The 19,372-nt window shown below is 38.8% G+C and carries 13 protein-coding genes; 5 read left to right on the forward strand and 8 right to left on the reverse strand.

The window, feature by feature from the left end; translation table 11 throughout:
- Window positions 1-10 precede the first annotated feature (10 nt).
- The 4 genes from thrB to RI844_RS08935 all read right to left on the reverse strand — a co-directional run bounded on the left by thrB (window position 11) and on the right by RI844_RS08935 (window position 4,803).
- On the reverse strand, window positions 11-958 hold the full coding sequence (thrB, locus tag RI844_RS08920; RefSeq protein WP_348398099.1) for a homoserine kinase: 948 nt from the start codon (window positions 956-958) through the stop codon (window positions 11-13).
- Window positions 958-3,414 (reverse strand): bifunctional aspartate kinase/homoserine dehydrogenase I, encoded by a 2,457-nt coding sequence (gene thrA / locus RI844_RS08925; protein WP_348398100.1) that lies wholly within the window; start codon window positions 3,412-3,414, stop codon window positions 958-960. Before thrA ends, thrB begins: the two co-directional genes overlap by 1 nt.
- Before the next feature lie 322 nt (window positions 3,415-3,736).
- Window positions 3,737-4,393 (reverse strand): M48 family metallopeptidase, encoded by a 657-nt coding sequence (locus RI844_RS08930; RefSeq protein WP_348398101.1) that lies wholly within the window; start codon window positions 4,391-4,393, stop codon window positions 3,737-3,739.
- A gap of 56 nt (window positions 4,394-4,449) precedes the next feature.
- Window positions 4,450-4,803 carry a YebG family protein gene (locus tag RI844_RS08935; RefSeq protein ID WP_348398102.1) on the reverse strand — a complete coding sequence of 118 codons (354 nt, stop codon included), beginning with the start codon at window positions 4,801-4,803 and terminating at the stop codon, window positions 4,450-4,452.
- A gap of 462 nt (window positions 4,804-5,265) precedes the next feature.
- On the opposite strand from RI844_RS08935, the gene RI844_RS08940 reads away from it, so the two are divergent.
- Window positions 5,266-5,604: a DUF3718 domain-containing protein gene (locus RI844_RS08940; RefSeq protein ID WP_348398103.1), complete on the forward strand. Its 339-nt coding sequence runs from the start codon at window positions 5,266-5,268 to the stop codon at window positions 5,602-5,604.
- A gap of 141 nt (window positions 5,605-5,745) precedes the next feature.
- Here the strand turns inward: RI844_RS08940 and RI844_RS08945 are convergent, their stop codons facing one another.
- Window positions 5,746-6,495 carry an SDR family oxidoreductase gene (locus RI844_RS08945; protein WP_348398104.1) on the reverse strand — a complete coding sequence of 250 codons (750 nt, stop codon included), beginning with the start codon at window positions 6,493-6,495 and terminating at the stop codon, window positions 5,746-5,748.
- A gap of 261 nt (window positions 6,496-6,756) precedes the next feature.
- Here RI844_RS08945 and RI844_RS08950 point away from each other — a divergent pair, with 261 nt between their 5' ends.
- Window positions 6,757-6,948 carry a PA3496 family putative envelope integrity protein gene (locus RI844_RS08950; RefSeq protein ID WP_348398105.1) on the forward strand — a complete coding sequence of 64 codons (192 nt, stop codon included), beginning with the start codon at window positions 6,757-6,759 and terminating at the stop codon, window positions 6,946-6,948.
- A 109-nt stretch (window positions 6,949-7,057) separates the two neighbouring features.
- On the forward strand, window positions 7,058-8,341 hold the full coding sequence (locus RI844_RS08955) for an amidohydrolase (RefSeq protein WP_348398106.1): 1,284 nt from the start codon (window positions 7,058-7,060) through the stop codon (window positions 8,339-8,341).
- Window positions 8,342-8,388: 47 nt separating this feature from the next.
- On the opposite strand, the gene RI844_RS08960 is transcribed toward RI844_RS08955, so the two are convergent.
- Window positions 8,389-9,849: a tetratricopeptide repeat-containing sulfotransferase family protein gene (locus RI844_RS08960; protein ID WP_348398107.1), complete on the reverse strand. Its 1,461-nt coding sequence runs from the start codon at window positions 9,847-9,849 to the stop codon at window positions 8,389-8,391.
- A gap of 269 nt (window positions 9,850-10,118) precedes the next feature.
- On the reverse strand, window positions 10,119-12,719 hold the full coding sequence (locus RI844_RS08965; RefSeq protein WP_348398108.1) for a TonB-dependent receptor plug domain-containing protein: 2,601 nt from the start codon (window positions 12,717-12,719) through the stop codon (window positions 10,119-10,121).
- Window positions 12,720-13,024: 305 nt separating this feature from the next.
- On the opposite strand from RI844_RS08965, the gene RI844_RS08970 reads away from it, so the two are divergent.
- Complete coding sequence (locus RI844_RS08970; protein ID WP_348398109.1) at window positions 13,025-13,864, forward strand: mechanosensitive ion channel family protein; 840 nt, start codon at window positions 13,025-13,027, stop codon at window positions 13,862-13,864.
- Window positions 13,865-14,001: 137 nt separating this feature from the next.
- Here RI844_RS08970 and RI844_RS08975 read toward each other — a convergent pair whose 3' ends face one another.
- A complete protein-coding gene (locus RI844_RS08975) occupies window positions 14,002-17,139 on the reverse strand; it encodes a TonB-dependent receptor domain-containing protein (protein ID WP_348398110.1) in 3,138 nt (1,045 codons plus the stop codon).
- Between the two features lie 602 nt (window positions 17,140-17,741).
- On the opposite strand from RI844_RS08975, the gene RI844_RS08980 reads away from it, so the two are divergent.
- Window positions 17,742-19,367: a S8 family serine peptidase gene (locus RI844_RS08980; RefSeq protein ID WP_348398111.1), complete on the forward strand. Its 1,626-nt coding sequence runs from the start codon at window positions 17,742-17,744 to the stop codon at window positions 19,365-19,367.
- Window positions 19,368-19,372: the final 5 nt, after the last annotated feature.

Genomic DNA, 19,372 nt, shown 5'->3' on the forward strand with positions numbered 1-19,372 from the left:
ACCAACTGAGTTATAATACTCGAGCGCCTTGTGTATCTGCTTTACAGATATGCACAAAACCTGTTGGTGATTGTAAATAATTCTCTGTTAAATAACTGCTTAGTCGCTCTGCTATTTCTTGATTTTTACAGGCAACAAAAACTGTAGGCCCAGAACCAGAAATACCAGCAGCACTTGCGCCGTTAGCTAATAAGTATTGTTTTGTTTCAATAAATTTCGGCAATAAAAATTGACGATATGGTTCAGCAACGACATCGACAACATTAGCAAAAGCTTGTTTGGCATCGCCTCGATAACAAGCATCGATAAATGTTGCCAAAGTTTGTCCATAGGAAATCAGATCTTGTCTGGAATATTGTTTTGGTAATGCATCTCTAGCCTCTTTAGTAGACATTTCAATACCTGGATAAGCCATAACCCAATAGTAGTCATCAAAGGTAGGCAATGAGCGGGTAATAACTTGTGGATCAGTAACCATAAGCTGCACACCACCAAGAAAACAAGGAGCTACATTATCATAATGCAGGCTGCCACTGATCTGTGCTTCCATTTTCCCCATCATAAATAACAATTCAGAGTCATTAAATGGCTTTTGGTAATATTCATTTAACGCAACTAATGCAGCAACTACGGAACACGCACTGGAGCCAAGACCACTACCAACGGGCATTTTTTTCTCTAAAACCAAATCAACTTGTTGTATTGGTTTAGTGCAATTATTTAACTCGCTATTAAATAATTGCAAACAATGCCAAACAATGTTGTCTTTTGGATCACCAGGCAGTTTGCTAGCAAACTCACCAAATAAACTTAATGTACTTTCATTGCCTGTTGCGGCTGAAATTTCGACGACGTCACCTAAGAGTTCATCACCAACAGGAGTTACAGCCATGCCTAGAACATCAAAGCCAACACTGACATTACCGATAGAAGCTGGAGCAAATACTTTCACAGTCATTATAACTCCTGCTTCCAAGCCTGTGTTCTAAGTACATCGGAAAATATTCCGGCAGCAGTAACCGCAGCGCCTGCTCCATATCCGCGAAGTACTAATGGAATTGGCTGATAGTATTTACTTAAAATAGATAATGCATTTTCACCATCTTTAATAGCATATAATGGGTGGCTTGCATCTACGGCTTCAATTGATACCTGGCATTCGCCATTAGTTATCGAACCAACATAGCGTAATACTTTACCATCGCTTGCTGCTTGTGAAACTTTTTCAGCAAATTCAGGGTTAAGTTCCGGTAAGCGTGCCATAAAATCATCTATGCTACCTGAGTCATCAAAACTTTCAGGTAATACAGATTCAACTTTAATATTATGCAGTTCTAGTGGCATACCAGCTTCGCGAGCCATGATCAGTAACTTACGGGCAACATCCATACCGCTTAAATCATCACGCGGATCCGGTTCGGTAAAACCATTGCTTTTTGCTATTTCAGTCGCTTCTGAAAGTGACATACCTTCATCTAGCTTACCAAAAATATAAGACAACGAGCCTGATAATACCCCTGCAAACTGGACTAATTCGTCACCGGCTTTGAATAAATTTTGTAACGTGTCGATTACCGGTAAACCAGCACCTACGTTAGTTTCATATAAGAATAAACGGTTAGTTTTTGCTGCACATTCTCTAAGTTTTAAATAGTAAGCCCAACTGTCTGTATTGGCTTTTTTATTTGGCGTAACAACATGAAAACCTTCCGACAGGTAATTTGCATACTTTAGCGCTAAATCTTCATTCGATGTACAGTCGACTAACACAGGGTTAATAAGATGATTGTTTCGAGCAAAGTTCTTAACTGAATCGACCGATAAAGGTTTAACATCACTTTGCATCTCTTCTTGCCAGTTTGCCATGTTCATCCCATTGGCATTAAAGCCCATACCTTTGCTATTGGCTATACCATAAACTTTTAAATCTACACCTTGTGCTTTTAAATGCGCTTGTTGTCTGCCGATTTGCTCCAACAATTCACTACCGACAACACCGCAACCAACGATAAAGGCATCAATAGATTGGCGATGAGAGAAAAAGTTTTGATGACAAACTTTTAGCGCGTCAGTACATTTTCGCTGTTCAATGACCACTGAAATACTGCGTTCTGATGAATCTTGAGCAATGGCAATTACATTCACTCGGGCTTGCGCTAACGAGCTGAATAATTTACCGGCAACACCACGCTGCTGATGCATACCATCACCAACTAATGAAACTATCGATAAGTTTGATTGCAACTCTAACGGCTCAAGCAACTGATTTAAAAGTTCTAATTCAAATTCTTGCTGTAAGCTTTGCTGAGCACGATAAGCATCTTGTGAATAAATACAAAAGCTGATGCAGTATTCAGACGATGATTGGCTGATCATCACCAGTGAAATATTCGCTTGGCTCATACAAGCAAAAACTCTACTCGCCATACCAACCATGCCTTTCATACCAGGACCAGACACATTCACCATAGTGAGTTCATCAAGGTTTGAAATGGCTTTAACTTGTTTCTCGCCTTTATCTTCAGCAGAAATAAGTGTTCCCTTAGCTTCCGGGTTTGTGGTGTTTTTAATCAAGCAAGGAATATGATATTGCGCTATTGGTCCAATTGTTTTGGGATGCAGTACTTTTGCACCAAAATAAGACAGCTCCATTGCTTCTTGATAAGAAAGGTGGTCGAGTAATTTAGCGTCTTTGATTAAACGAGGATCGGCATTATAAACACCATCAACATCGGTCCAAATTTCACAACATTCAGCATTAGCGCAAACGGAAAGTACCGCAGCAGAATAGTCCGAACCATTACGTCCAAGAGTTGTCACTTGTCCTGAAGGTGCCACACCAATAAAACCAGGCATTAATGATATACGTTGCTGATTGGGGTAATGTTCAACAAACAGTTGTCTGGATAAAACTAAATCGGCTACTGCGTTTAATGATGATTCATTGGTTTTCAAAAATTGCTCTGGTTCTAGCACTGTCAGAGTTTGTTCATCTGTAGTAAGCAGCGCTTCAAGAATTGCAACACTTAGCCTTTCACCAAGGCTTATTACACAAGCGCGGATATGGTCAGGGCAATAGCTTAACATGGCAGCCCCTTCTAGCCAGCGTTTCAGTTGATGTGTCCATCTGAGTAGGGCTTGTTCGGCATGTTGACGATTAAAATTAACGTCAGATTGAGCTAAACCATCAAAGATATTTTCTACCGCTTGATGTAAATGCGCAAGACTTTGTTCTAATTCTTCACCTTCATTAAGGTTTTCGGTAAGAGCAACCAAGTGATTGGTAATTCCTTGTGGTGCCGAAACCACTACAGATACCGGTGACTGTAGGCTTTTATCTTTGATAATGTCACATACCGCGATGAAACGATCAGCATTCGCTAATGATGAACCACCAAATTTAAGTACTCTCATTTTACTTACTTCCTTAAAAATTTAAAACAAATTGGTATTTTATTGCTCTTAAAACAAATAAGCCCGTGAACTTTGCAGGTCACGGGCTTCGAAAATTTTCTATTTTACACGCTAGCCAATGACCCCCATTCGAATTCGAATGGTGGTGGTTAGAATAATGATTGTGCGCATAAATATGTTCATGCCCTTACTCTGCCTCAGCCTACAAAAACTGTCAACCGCTATATGAATGTAATTGTGCATAAAACATTACTAAGTAATCAATATTTTAGAATAAGTTATAACGATAGCGTAATTTTTACTAATATTTGTACTATTTTAGCTAATTTTGCCAATAAAGGTTATTTTGATGCTGCTTAAGCCAAGCTTTCGCTTGTTTGAAATTTGGATAAAATTGAGCAACAAGTTGCCAATATCGGGTTGAATGGTTTAGATGGATTGTATGGCAAAGCTCATGAATAATAACATAATCAATAACTTCAATAGGTGCCATTATTAACAGCCAATTAAGATTGATTCGCTGTTTTGCATCACAGCTGCCCCAACGGCTTTTGTAATAACGTATCTTTAATGATGTAGCGGTAAGCTCAGTTTGGTTACATTGAACTTCAAACCTGTGATTTAGTATCTGTTGCGCTTGCTTAATATACCAGCTGTGTAGGGACGCTTTAACCTGCTTACTCAGTTGTACAGCACTTAGGTTTAATGTTTTTACACTTATAATGATATTCTCATCGACAATTGCAACGCCAACGGGGTGAGCCGAGGTAAGTACCAGAGTATAGCGTTTGCCTTGATAATAAAAACACTCGCCAGCTTGATACTCTCGCGTTTGTTGATTTTCTAGATGAGTGAGCTGCTGTGCTATTTTAAGTTGTAACCATTGGGACTTTTCTTGAACTAAATCAGCTATATAGTGTTTATCGAGCTGCAAAGGGGCAAGTACCCTAACCTTCCCTGCTTTAACTTGTAAACTCACAGTTTTTCGCTTGCCGCTGCGAACAAGCTGATAATCAGGTAGAGACAAAAATAAACCTACCCTTTTGCTGCGCTACTGGATTTGCTGCTTTTTGCCTTAGCTTTTGCTTTGGCTGGTTTTGCAGAAGGGCTCTCAATAACAGCTTCAACTGGGGCTGCAGGCGCAATAGGTTTTGGTTTTGGCTTTTTAGCTTGCAGCGCTACCAACACATCTTCACGATGTTTAGCGATAAAGATACTAATTTCTTCTACAGATTTTTCATCAAGTTCTAATGATGATTGATCAAACAAATCGGACAGATTATCTGCCATATCGAGCATTTTGTCATACTCATCTGCAGCTTTCTTATCCATAAATGTTTCAACCTCCACCCCGTTGCGAATGACTACAAAACGACTTTCTACTGCCATTGTGATCCCTTTTATTTGTTGGCTAATATTAACTAGATTAGCATTTTATCATGCTATACCCAGTAGAAAAACATAAACTAATGGGTATTTATCCAGTACTTTATCAGCTAAATTAAATCATTAGCAAGAAAAACTTAAAAATAATAAAAATTTCACCGCATTAAACCTACCACTCAACGTGCAATAAAATTTAATTTTAGTGAATATTTATGCATGAATGTAAATGAATATTTCAAGATTCATATCCTAAAATGCTAGATATACAGTTAAGAGTACTGAATTCATTATAATTTTTTACTTTTTAATTAAATAAGACTGAATAAACCAGTTACACCTAGCAATTTTTCATTAACAACTTTTACTGAAAAATAGGCAACTATTAAAGGGCAGCAAGCAATTAACAACATAAACATTTTAACCAGAACATTAAATAACTAAATAGTCATCAGTCGGAGCAACATCATGAAAACTTTAACTACAGTAGCATTAGCAGGTTTAACATCAGTAACTTTATTAACCGCATTTAATACCAGTGCAGCACCGATGAATCCTTATATGGAATCGGCACTCATTAGTGTTTGTAAGTCGGCACAAAGTGATAATCTATTGCACATGCGTAAAACTATTAAAAGTCATCGTTTAAGTGAAAAAACTGTTGCCCTAAAAGTTGTATGTAATGGTGAAGACATTATCAGTTTTGCTGAAAATAGTGGCGCTAATCGAACAGCGAATCATTTAGAAAAACGTCTTGGTGACAGCTCTATTGTCGATATTGCCCAAGTATATGCAGTTAATTTCTAATTCATTGTTAACTTACAGATTAAAACTTTAAACAGTCAGTACCTTCCCCTTAGGGTGCTGGCTGTTTCACTCTAATTCAGCACATAGCTCAACACTCAAAACCTATTTTGAACCTACACCTTGAATGATAACGGGTATAACTCAGCTAAACTTACGCATTATTGATAATGGTAGTATCGGTAATACATAACGCATGATCGACCAAGGAAAAGTTGGTACGAATGCTACGTTTACTTCTTTTTCAATTGCTTTAACTATCGCTTTACAACCGGTATCAGCATCAACACTAAATGGCTGTTTTTTTGTAGCATGAGATATTTCAGTGCGAATATACCCAGGGTGAATGGTGGTGACTTTAATAGGCGTTTTAAGAAGATCGATTCGTATCCCCTCAGTAAGAGACGCTAATCCAGCTTTTGTTGCGGCATAAACATTAAAAGCGCCTCTAAAACCTTTTTGTGAACTCACTGAAGATATAGTCACCAAATGACCAGAGTTCTGCTCTCTAAATATTTCTAATGCGGCTTCACATTGCGCTAACGCTGCAACAAAATTAGTCATTGCTGTTTCTTTGTTTGCGGCAAAATAGCCAGTACCTAGAGAAGCCCCTTTGCCAATTCCTGCATTAACGATCACTCGATCAATGTCTTTGAATTGTTCTTTAGCTGCTTGGAAAACCTTAAAGACTTTCTTATGATCAGTTACATCAAGCTCAACTATAGAAATTTGAATCGCAGAATTAATTTGTTCTAATTCAATTTTTAGTTGCTCAAGGCTTTCAATACGTCTGGCACACAAAATTAAGTTCCTACCTAATTTGGCAAAGTGTTTTGCCATTGTATACCCTAAACCTGAACTTGCTCCGGTAATAATAATATTTTGTCTGTTCATTTTTTGTTCTTACTTTTAGATGTTCACAATTATTTATATCATATTCATTTTTTGACTGTCTATAGGCAAAAATCTACAAAAGTAAAATACTACAATAACTTACAGAGCACTTACAGTGCAGGCGTTCGAGCAATTTATCAACAGATGAGTTTTTTTATAAAAATTTTGTTTGACGAATGAGATAATTTTGCCTATTTTTCAAAATAGATGAAGACGTTGCATTAAATTACCCGAAAAAACTCTACTAATTAGGAACCAATAATGTCTAGAAGTAAAATTATTGAAGATGCCGAAGCCAATATCGGCGAAGATGAATATCAAGAAAATATTTCATCCAACGCAGATAAAGACTTAGGTAAAGCTGATAACGCAGTTACTCGCAAACGCATTGATGAATTACTTGAAAAAAAACGTTTAAAAGAATTGCTTGATGAAGATGAGTGGGAGCTATAAGCTCCTGCTAGATCCTGAAGTTACATTTTTGCTATCCCTTAAAAAACCTTTTCAACCCTAACAATTTACCCTACTCTGATAATTACTTATAACAACAACAGTGATGATCATGATAAAAACACTTTTACTACCTTTAGCAATTACCGCGAATGTTGCCTTTGCCGCCCCAATCGACACTTGGGTGGATAGCGTTGAAAAAGACGTGATCGAGTGGCGCAGACACTTTCATCAGCACCCTGAACTTTCAAACCGAGAATTCAACACTGCTAAAACTATAGCAACAGAGCTCAATAAATTAGGGCTAGATGTGCAAACAGGTGTTGCTCATACTGGTGTTGTAGCTATTTTAGATAGTGGTAAGTCAGGTCCCGTGGTCGCCTTACGTGCTGATATAGACGGTTTACCTGTTACCGAAACATCAAACCTGCCTTTTGCATCTAAAGTGACAACTGACTATAACGGAGCCGAAACTGGTGTTATGCATGCATGTGGACATGATACTCATATAGCTATGTTATTGGGTACGGCTAAAGTGTTAGCTGCAAATGTGGATAAGTTAACTGGAAAGGTTAAGTTTATTTTTCAACCGGCTGAAGAAGGTGCACCAGTTGGCGAAGAAGGTGGCGCAGAATTAATGGTTAAAGAAGGGGTACTGAGATCACCTGATGTTGATGTGATTTTTGGTTTGCACATATGGTCGAATTTGGCTGTAGGAACAATTGATTACCGTGAAGGCGGAACATTAGCCGCGGTAGACACGTTTAAAATACTAGTGCGAGGCAAACAAGCACATGGTGCATACCCATGGAAAAGTGTCGATCCAATAGTTACTTCTGCGCAAATCATTATGGGCTTGCAAACCATAGTATCGCGCGAACTTGAGCTAATTGAAGATGCTGGAGTTGTTACTGTTGGCAGCATTCATGGCGGTGTGCGCAGTAATATTATTCCTAATGAAGTAGAGATTATTGGTACCTTGCGCTCGTTAAACCCTGAAATGCGCGATCAAATTCGTGAAGCAGTTACTCGTAAAGCAACAACTATAGCAGCGAGTATGAATGCTACTGTTGAAGTGATTGTACCTTATGGCGCTAATTATCCGGTCACGTATAACAAACCAGAATTAATGCGTGAAATGCTACCTGGCCTGCAAGATCTATTAGGCCATGAAAATGTTGTACAAGCAAAAGCACAAACTGGTGCCGAAGACTTCTCATTTTATCAAGAGCAAGTACCAGGGCTATTTTTAGGGGTCGGTGGCAAACCTCTAAACGTAAAAGCAAGTGATGCACCAGCGCATCATACTCCTGAATTTTTTGTAGATGAAGCAGCTATGCCAACGGGCATTAAGGCGCTAGTTGGTTTAACTATGGACTACATGGCTAAGCATTAAATATAGACTTAATTATTCAACTCTAGCCGATTTTGTCATAGCTCTGCTTATGACAAAATCGGGGTTAAATACTGTTTATAATGCTGCCAACTGCTATTCCCTGTTTTTTTAATACCTTGCCTTAATTGCACATCACTCAGTGTGCTGATTAAATTTGCATTATTTGAAAGTGTTGAGCATTGTGCTTGAAAATCAAGTTGGCAAAACTGTAGAACCTTGCTTATCTCAATCTCAGGATTTTCTACTAAATCTTCGTAGTTAATATCGAGAATAAATTCAGGCATTACGTTTTGCCAGTGTTGCATGATTATTTCGTATTGTTTTTGGTACTCTGCAATTTCAGTTAATGAGCAAAAATATGGCTCTGGCGCGGCAAAGTTATTGCGAAATATTGACCAGCCAACATCCACTTTATTACGCTTAATATGTATGATTTTAGCGTGTGGCATAAGCTGCTTTATCAACCCTATTGATTGATAGTTACTGGGCATCTTATCAATAACATATTTTTCTTCAGGGACAATAGTTTGTAATTGCTTTAGGTAATGCCCTCTAAGCAGTGATTTATGTTTATCGTTAATTTGCTGACACGCAAATGGAAATTCTTTGCCTGTTAATTGATAAAGTCCGTTAGCAATATCTTCAGCCATGAACGACAATTCGCCGCCAGTACTGATTTCACTATGTTGAACTAATAACTGTTCTAATAGAGTTGAACCAGATCTTGGTTGACCAACGATAAATATTGGCGTTAACTTTTCTTTAAACGAGTCATTACCAATGCCGTTAGGGTGATTATTTAACAACTTATGATCAAATACATTAGTGATACTTTTGAAAAAAGGCTTCATCTCCTCAACTCGGAAATTAATTTCAACCAGTTGGGTTTTATTTGCTTCATCAAAATATTTAAATGCTACATCATATTGCTTAGCTCTATGATAAAGCTCAGCAAAACTGTAGCTTAAATTAGCTTTATCTTTATTTGAAAGCTGTTGCGTGTCTGCTGAGAGACTTTCCAACATCTGGGCAGTTAACTCTTTATATGGGCTCTCGTTAATATTAATTTTTTGCATCCGCACCAACAAAGAAAAAGCCTGGATATTATCTGGTTCTAGGCTTTGTAACTCGCTTAAATAGTACTCACTTTTATCAAACATTCCCTGCTCACAATAAAATGCAGCTAACTCAACCAGTGTAGTTACCAAAGTCTTATTCAGTTGATAAGCAGCTAACAAGGCTTGTTCAGCTTTCTCAATACGCATAAGTTTTTTGCATGTTGTTGCAAGGGCTAGGTAGATAGCAGGTTGATTAGCGTCAACTGATAAACAACGCACAAATAGATTATACGCTTGCTGAAAACTATTTAGCGCAAGAGCAACCTGGCCAAGACCAAATAATGCATTTAAATCTGCTTTGTTAATGGCAAGTAATTGCTTATAAACTTGCTCTGCTTTTTTAAACTGACCTTGGGAAAAATATTGATCAGCTAAAGTGATTGTTGACATAAACTGAAAGAATTCTTGTTATAAATATTATGTGGTAAATAATGAATGAGTTTTTATTTTGAAGCAAGTAACATAAATTATGCAGCCCTTAGCAATCCTAAGTAAATAACTCTAAATATTTAATACCATGATTTACATGGACGTTATGAATGCCTTGTTCACAGGATGTGATGGAAAGGTCCATGGTAATTTGCATACTTTCATCCCTGAGAGTAAAAAGCCACATCAAATTGATGTGGCTTTTATTGCTTCAAAATCTAACTAAGTGATTAGAAGTTGTAAGTTGCTTTTACGTAGTAGTACGCACCATTGTAATCAAATGGACCACTTTCGTAATGGGTAGCACCTACCGCAGCGTATGAATCAGCAGGAAGTTTCTCCGCTTCTTGATCAAGAATGTTGTTACCACCAGCAGTTAAAGTAATACTTTCATTTAAGAAGTAGCTCACTTCAGCGTCAAAAGTAACGGCAGCATCTGCATCACCATTCCAACCACCGGCGCCTGCATCATCAGCATGCACAGCCCAGTACTCGCCATAGTAATTAGCACGTAAGAACATACTTACCTCATCCCAAGATTGAGACACGGTAAATGTACCACGGTGCTCTGGCATGCCTTCTTCTAAACGACGAACTTTACCATCAGAAGTAGTATCAGGGTTGAATGAGTCAACTTCAGTTTCGTTGAAGTTATACGCCATTGCTAAACCAGTTTCACCACCAAATAATGACATTGAGTAGTTAGATACGATATCAATACCTGATGTTGTGGTATCAAAGTCATTGGTAAAGTAGGTAACACCTGAAATTAATTCAGGGTTTTGTACACCAAGAGCTCTTAATTCGTCATAATCAGCTGCTAATACATCAATTTGGCTTGACTGTGCTAAACGATCAGTTACTTCAATTGAGTAAGCATCAACCGTTAAGAAGAAGTCACCATTTTGGTAAACCAAACCACCAGCAAAACTGGTCGATTCTTCTGGCGTTAACTCTTGTGCACCGTAGAATTGAGCCAGAGGATCAGTTGCAGGCGCTAAGAATGTTTGGATAAGGTTACCATCTACAATCGATGTTTGCGTATTAACCACGTTCGCTTGACCAACTGTTGGAGCTCTAAAACCAGTACTGTGCGATGCACGGAATGATAAATCATCCGTTAAGGAAAATTGCGCAGTAATTTTATAATCCGTAGTTGTACCGAAAGTATTGAAATCTTCGTGACGAACGGCTGCACCTAACATTAAGCTTTCAGTAACATACGCTTCAACATCAACATAAGCAGCGATGTTACGGCGGACGTTTGTGCCTGCGGTTTCTGGACCAAAGCCTTTAAAACCATGAGAACCAATGTTGAAACCTTGATCAGCATAAGGGCCAGCTTTCCAAGATGCTTCTTCACCAGCTACAATTTCAAAAGACTCTTCACGCCATTCAACACCAGCAGCAAAGTTTAAGTCTTCGTATAAACCAATATCGATACCGCGAACTAAATCAGCATTGAAGGTTTTTTCTAATTGAATGTATTTACCCGTTTCAAAGCTTGTTTGAGTACCTAGGCCTAATGAAGGGTTTAGAGTATTACTAAGGTTGAAACTTGATTCATTACGACCAACCGAGCCGCTTAAATCGTACATCCAATCGGTTAGGAAGCCAGATTTAATGTCGCCTTTAGTACCGATTGTTAATGAAGTATCAGTAATATTACCACCAAACGCTGGTGTATAACCACCAGGCATAATTTGGTTCATAGAGAAACAGTTAGGATCTGCTGCCATATCCATATAAGGTTGAGTATTTAATACATTTCCTACATTAGCAGGAACATTCGAAGGCGCAAGTGGCATAGCGGCTGTCGCATTTGAGAATGAACAACTTGGTACACCTGTTTCAGCTAACCCAACATCACCCACCAATAATGTTTCACCTTCATCGATTGAATATACATTACCGCGAGTGTGAGGGTTACGGTAGTAGAAACCACCAGTTACATCACGCTCAGAGTAATTACCAAACATGTAAAATTCTTTATCATCGCCTAAATCTAAGCCAACATTGGCAAATATAGTAATGTCGTCTTCAATTTCAGGATTACCCCAAATTTGCGCAGGATTACCAACAGCGCCGTTACCGGCTTCAATTAAGTCCGCTGCATCTGGACGTTGTGTACTGCGGCTTGTTGCATCAGCATTTTTCAATTGGAAACTAAGGTTAACAAAACCATCATCGGTAAACGGTAAACCAAGGTTACCGTCTATAATTGTAGCTGCGCCATCGCCTTCAGCAAATTCACCGGTTTTGACGGAAATAGAACCACCATCCGCATCATCTTTTAAAACAAAGTTCATTACACCGGCAATAGCATCAGAGCCGTATTGTGCAGCGGCGCCGTCACGAAGTACTTCTACTTGTTTTAACGCAACAGAAGGGATTACCGAGATATCAGGACCTTGAGCACCATCATTTACACCACCACCTTGGAATGCAATAACTGATGCACGATGACGACGTTTACCGTTAACAAGTACTAGAGTTGAATCTGATGGCAAACCACGCAGATTAACTGGACGGATAAGTGATGCGGCATCTGAGATAGGTTGGGCACGGGCAGCAAATGAAGGTACCGCGCTTGCTAGCATATCTAGCATGTCAGTAGCGCCAGACTTACCTAACTCATCACCACCAACAACATCGATAGGTACTGCTGAATCGGCAACTGAACGTGGTGCAGCACGTGAACCAACAACAACGATTTGTTCAATATTCTCTTCAGCTATTGCTTCGCCTTCTTCGGCTGCAAATGCTGTTGAACTACCTAACGCTAAACCTACAGCTAGCGTTAAGGTTTTTACAGGAAAATTCCTAGACATTTTTTCACTCCCAAGTGATCTTTTATATTATTTTAATTAGTCAATTTTGTTTTATTATTTTGACTGACCGATCTTTTATATATGACCTAGGCGTGTTTTACAATCTATTAACAGTTTTTTTTTGACTTTCTTTAAAATTGTACTAGCGAACTGACTAATAGTTATTCACCTCATATAAATAACTATCTGCGAACCATATATTTATCAATAAATTAGCTCTACTTTAGTAACTATTTATTACACTTTAAAATATTTTGTAAGCTATAATCGTTACATCTAATAGTAAATAATCATTTACAAATCTTATGTCTGAAGTTCTCCAACAATTCTCTATTTTAATTACCAACAAAATTTTTCTGTCGATTTGTGTTGTTGTCGGTATGCAGTTTATTTCGCATCAAATTGTTAATTTGATCCGCAGAGGTAATGATTTTTTAAATGAAAGGCACAGAACTTGGATTTCTCGCACCAAGAATATGACGGTAATGATCATTGTTGTTATGTTGCTTAGTTTGTGGTGGATAGAGCTTGAGAAATTCGCTTTATCTATTGCAGCTGTCGCAGTAGCAATAGTTATTGCCTCAAAAGAATTAATTTTATGTCTTAGTGGTTCTATATTAAGGGCAACATCAAACGCCTTTGTAATAGGAGATTGGATCAGATCAGGGGATAATTATGGCGAAGTAATCGAACACAATATTTTATCGACTGTGATTCAAGAAATAGACTTTGCCAATAACAACTACAATTATACCGGAAAAACGGTAACCATACCTAATAGCCAGTTTTTAACTGAACCAGTTAAAAATATGAACTTTATGAAGCGCTATGTGTATCACACGTTTTCAATTACCACAGATCCTTCTATCAATGCCTTTGCCGCGCGTGAGCACATTTTTGCCAAAATGAATGAATATACCCAAGACTTTTTAGAAGTTGGTCGTCGTTATAATAACGTAATTGAAAAACACCTTGGCGTAGATTTACCCGGAGAAGATCCCTACATTCGAATTACCACTACGGAGTTAGGTAATTTTAATTTCACCATAATTCTATTTTGTCCAACGGAACAGGCTGTATCTTTAGAGCAACGGATCACTCAGGATTATATGGAATTTCGTTTTAATGCTTTGCAAAACTCGTAATTAAGTTATCGCTGAATTACAGAATTTATGTCATCCATGGCAATTCTAAGTTAATTCATCCCTGAATTAAAAAAAAGCCAGTTGTTTATCACAACTGGCTTTCAAGTTTGCTTTTAATTAAATTGTTATATTAACCTTTAAAAGCGATACGTTGCATTTAAGAAGTATGTACGGCCTAACAAATCATAACCTGATGAAGTCACCATGTTACCACGGTTTGAACCGGCTGAGATATCGACTAACTCAGGTTCAGTATCCAATACATTATTCATACCTAAGGTCACAGCAAAATCATCGCCACTATAGGTTAATGAGGTATCAAAATACACCGCACTATCGGCATCACATACAGGTACTGTTTGTGGTTTGCCGACAAGTTCTTCGTTGGTTATAAACAAATCACAGTTGGCTGTTTCTCGTACAGAATCTTCAGCTCCCGTGCCCGACATATAATTGGCCGTAATTAACCAATCCCAAGCTCCACTGGTAAAGCTAAAGGTAGACACTAAACGATGCTCAGGGGTACCAAACGTTTCAAGTAGATCTATAGCCTCTTCACCTTTAAAGATGGTTAACTCTCGTTCTGTTTGTAAGGTATATTGGTTACTCCAGGCAAACTGTACGGCAGAGCCAAATACATCACCAAACGTCGTGCCAAAGTGCGTATTAACATCAACACCTTTAGACGTTTCTTCACCAATATTTAAGAACGAATTATCGACAAGCGTTGGGAAGTTTAATGCATCAGGTTTACTGCCTTGCACACGTTCAATTCTTGGACAGAAAGGACTGTCCATATTTTCTGCATCAAAACAACGTTTCAGGATTGTTGCAGCATCTATTGTACGAATAGTGTCTTCAACTTCTAAACTCCAGTAGGTCACACCAATGTTTAGATCAAAACCATCAAATTCAGGTGTCCATTTTATTGACGCGGTAATATTTTCTGAAGTTTCAGGTTTTAGATCCTGCGCATTACCACTGGCTGAGGTTGGGATGGTTGGTACACCACTCAACCCGATTTGCATCCAGTCGGCGCCTTGCGCATCACAATTGGCTAAGATAGTCGCAGAGCGATTTTCTTTGCTTGGATCGTAGGCACTATTGGTTTGCATGTCTTCAGTTACAGCACATGGATCAGCACTACCGGATACACCACCAAATTGATCAGCTAAAAATTGTTCACGTAAATTAGGTGCTCTAAATGATGTACCGTAAGATGTAGAAACCAACCACGCTTCTGTTGGCATATAGGTAACACGACCACGATAGGTAGTTTCATTGCCAAAGTTAGACTCGTCGGTATATCGTACAGCCGCTTCTACCTCCAACAATTCTGCCCAATTTTCATTGGTAATAATTGGCATTGAAATTTCAGCGAATACATCGGTAACCGTGCGAGAACCTTCTGTTGGCCCTTCTGTTAATGGGTTTTCTGCAGCAATTAGGCCAGTTGAACCTAGCATATCGCCTTCAGATTGGATCCTGTCTTTTCTAACCTCAAAACCCATTGCTACGGTAGCCGCGCCACCCGAATTAAACTCGAATAAATCACCAGTAGCAAACGCTGAAGCCATTGATTGCTCAACGGTAGTACTATTCATCCGCGTACCAATAAGAAAATCTTTCTCTGCTTGAGTAGCAAAGGTACCACCACCGTATTCACCGCCGGTAAAAATCGAGTCGGCAAAAAAGTTAACCGGCACACATTCATTTGCAGTAATAAAGCCTAGACCAGCTGGAGCGCTGACGCCACAAATTGGGTTACCATCAACATCTAAACGTAAAGTACCTAACGTTAACGCCAAGTTAGACTCATTCATGATTGGTTGATCTTGCTTACCCACACCACGGTCGTAAGAAACAAACATTTCATAACTCCAACCGTTTTTCTCTAGCCAGTCACTGGTAAACTCACCACGTAAACCGGTAACAAAACGGAAATGGTTCAACTCAACATCACGCTCTTGTTTTAGATCTTCTAACGTTAAAATGTTAGACACTTCTTCTGGGAATGGACTTAACGGGTTATCAACGAGTATCGGCGCACCAGTACCATCGACAATGATATTGCCATTGGCGTCTTCTTGCGGGATCGTTGGCGCAACACCCGGAAATATTTGCTCAGTTGAAGCGAGACTGGTTAAATGACGATGGAAAAAATAACTCTCATAGAAAATTTCTTCTTCTCCGCCCCATAAATCTGGCGAATATGAACCATTAACGGCAACCGAAAATCGGGTCATTGGTGATATTAAGTCGGCTTCCATACGATCGACACCATCATGGTGTAGATCAGAGAAAATGCGTCGATTACGCTGGTTAGCACTAGTGATCTCAACGTTTGGATCGCTTGGTACAGGTAGTCCGAAAGCTGAACTAAACCCTGGAGCACCAATATCTGTCATACCTGGTGTATAGAAAATAGCAATATCATCAGTTAAACCTGCGGTAATATTACCAGTAAGATCTAACATGGTATTATCCCAGAAACGACTCGAACAGACTGAGGTTTTTTTGCCATCGTCATGTCTAAAGATTTTTTTAATACAGTTAGTACGATCTTTTACTGCTACACGTTCACGCTCATAATAAGATGCAGAAAAAGCGAACTTGGCCTTTTCACCTTCAAAACCAGTGATAAAAGAGATATCTTTTTCTTCCCCCCCCCCATCAGCCGTATCAGAAAGACTGCCTGAGACTTCAAAACCATCAAAGCTTTCTTTTAAAATAACGTTAATAACACCGGCAACGGCATCGGCACCATAAATAGAAGAGGCCCCTTCGGTGATGACCTCTACCCGGTCTACCATATTAACCGGTATTAAACTTAAATCCGGTTGCGATGGTGCACCACGAACACCAGATGAACCAAGACGACGGCCATTAATTAGTATTAACGTACGTTCTGGCCCTAAGCCACGCAAACCAATGTTTGAAGAACCAACACCACCAGTTGGCGGGGGCTCAGAAGCGTTTGAATTACCCGAATTGGCATTAAATGAACTGTCGAATTGTTTACCATTGACCATTGAAGTATTCTGTAATAGCTCAGCTACCGTGCGCACACCAGATTTTAAAGCGTCTTCGCCTTTAATAACATGGATGGGCGCCGCATCAGAAAATTCGGCTTTTTTAAGGCGGGAACCGGTTATGGTAATTCGTTCAACATCTTCTTCTTGTACAGCAACTTCTTCAGCAGCGAGAACTGCTTGATTACTTAGAGCTATAGATACAGCTAGCGCTAAGCTTCCTATCCGAAACTTAACAGACATAATATTACTCCCTGATTGTGTTTATTATTTTTTTGCCAAATTAATTTTTGGCTAATTTAAAAATAGTCGATAGATCAGGTATTTACAAATCCATATAAAATATATGGTTTATAAGTTGTAAAAAATTATTTCGAAAACTTTTTTAACTTCATAATTCACCATCAATTTAAAACACTAATTTTTTTTCTAAAAATGTTATTTTTATTATTTTTTTTCACTGAAACCTTAGTAACAAATAAAAATATAAAATCATAAATATTCAGTTAGATTAAATATTTATTTAACAATGGATGACTAAGCGTCTTTGCACAAAAAAACAACTATAAAAATAAAGCCTATATAAAACATAACAATAGAAACTTAATTGTTTAAAAGTGCAATTCAAATGGCGTGAATAATCAATAAAAACCCTATAAATCATACAATTACAAAAAGTTATAAGTGATAACTTTTTATTCTAACCTACCCCCTAATATTTATTTTTTTTGGCTCTACACTGAAATGGTTTAAAAATTTCGTTACAAAAATTTAACAATAAACGGAATCGATATATTTCACGAATATATCATTTATAAAAATTATAATTAATTGGGAGTAACACATTGAAATTATCTAATTTCTTAACCTCGGCCATTGCTATTTCTGTAGCAACAGCTTTTACAGCACATGCTGCTGACGATAGATACATCATCCAAGTAGACAACAACAACAAAGGTGTGGTTAAAGCACTGGCTAAAAAACTTGGCGGTGAACTACATATAGATGCAAATGGTTTTATTGCCGCATCTTTTAAAGGAAAAGACTTGGCCAGTGTTAAGGGCTTATTAAATAACCCGCATGTTAAGTTAGTTGAAGAAGATCAACGCCGTATGCCGTCCAGTGTTTACAGTGATGATGCTGGTAATGCCATGACAGAGCAACTTACCCCTTATGCTGTATATCAGTCACAAGCGGATCAAGTAACGTTTAACAATCAGGCCGGCATGAAAGTTTGTGTCATTGATTCAGGTTTAGACCGTTCAAATCCAGATTTTATTTGGGGTAACATTAGCGGTGATAACGACAGTGGTACAGGAAACTGGGATGAAAATGGTGGCCCACATGGAACACACGTTGCGGGAACTATCGCTGCTGCCGATAATAATCTGGGCGTTGTTGGCATGGCTCCAGGTGTCGATTTGCACATCATCAAAGTGTTTAATGCTGATGGCTGGGGCTATTCATCAGATTTAGCCCAGGCTGCAAATTTATGTGCGAGTGCCGGTGCAAACATCATATCAATGAGTTTAGGTGGTGGCCGCTCTAACAACACTGAGTCTAATGCATTTGCTGATTTTGTCGCTAATGGCGGTCTTGTAGTTGCTGCCGCGGGTAACGATGGTAATAACGTGCGCTCGTACCCTGCGGGATATGAGTCTGTTATGATGATAGGTGCTAATGATGCTGACAATAATATTGCTGATTTCTCACAATTTCCTTCTTGTACGTCTGGCCGTGGTAAAAAAGCGACGAATAACGAAAACATTTGTGTTGAAGTAACCGCTGGTGGTGTCGATACTTTATCCACTTACCCTGCTGGTATGGCAACTAGTGCAAGCCTTATGGCTGATGGCGCTAATTTTGCTTCTGCAGCGATGGAAAATTCAGGTTCGGTAGTTGGTAGTACCTATAACATGGGAACTGCAGAAGCAACTGACGCTGGCGCAAACGGTAATATTTGTGTTATCGATCGAGGCGCGATCTCATTCCATGACAAAGTATTAAATTGTGAAAACTCTGGTGGTGTTGGCGCAATCATAATTAATAACGAAGCTGGAATGCTATACGGCACATTGGGTGATACCAACGCAACAACCATCCCTGCTGTTGGTGCAGCATTCGAAGACAGAGCTGCTTTAATGGCTGCGACCTCTGCAGATATATCAATTGGCACCAGTGATTATGGTTATATGAGTGGTACTTCTATGGCAACTCCTGCAGTATCAGGTCTTGCAGCTTTAGTATGGTCAAACCATAGTGAGTGTTCGGGCACAGATATCCGTAATGCGCTTAAAGCAACAGCTGAAGATGCAGGCGCCACAGGTAAAGATGTTTACTTTGGGCATGGTATAGTCAAAGCTGCAGCTGCTGATGCATACCTAACTGCTAATGGTTGTAGTACAACACCGGATCCAGAGCCAGAACCTGAGCCAGAACCATGTAAAGGCAACGGTCCTAGATGTCGTTAATATTG

Origin of the sequence: Thalassotalea fonticola (assembly GCF_032911225.1) — a bacterium.
Classification (GTDB): Bacteria; Pseudomonadota; Gammaproteobacteria; order Enterobacterales; family Alteromonadaceae; genus Thalassotalea_A; species Thalassotalea_A fonticola.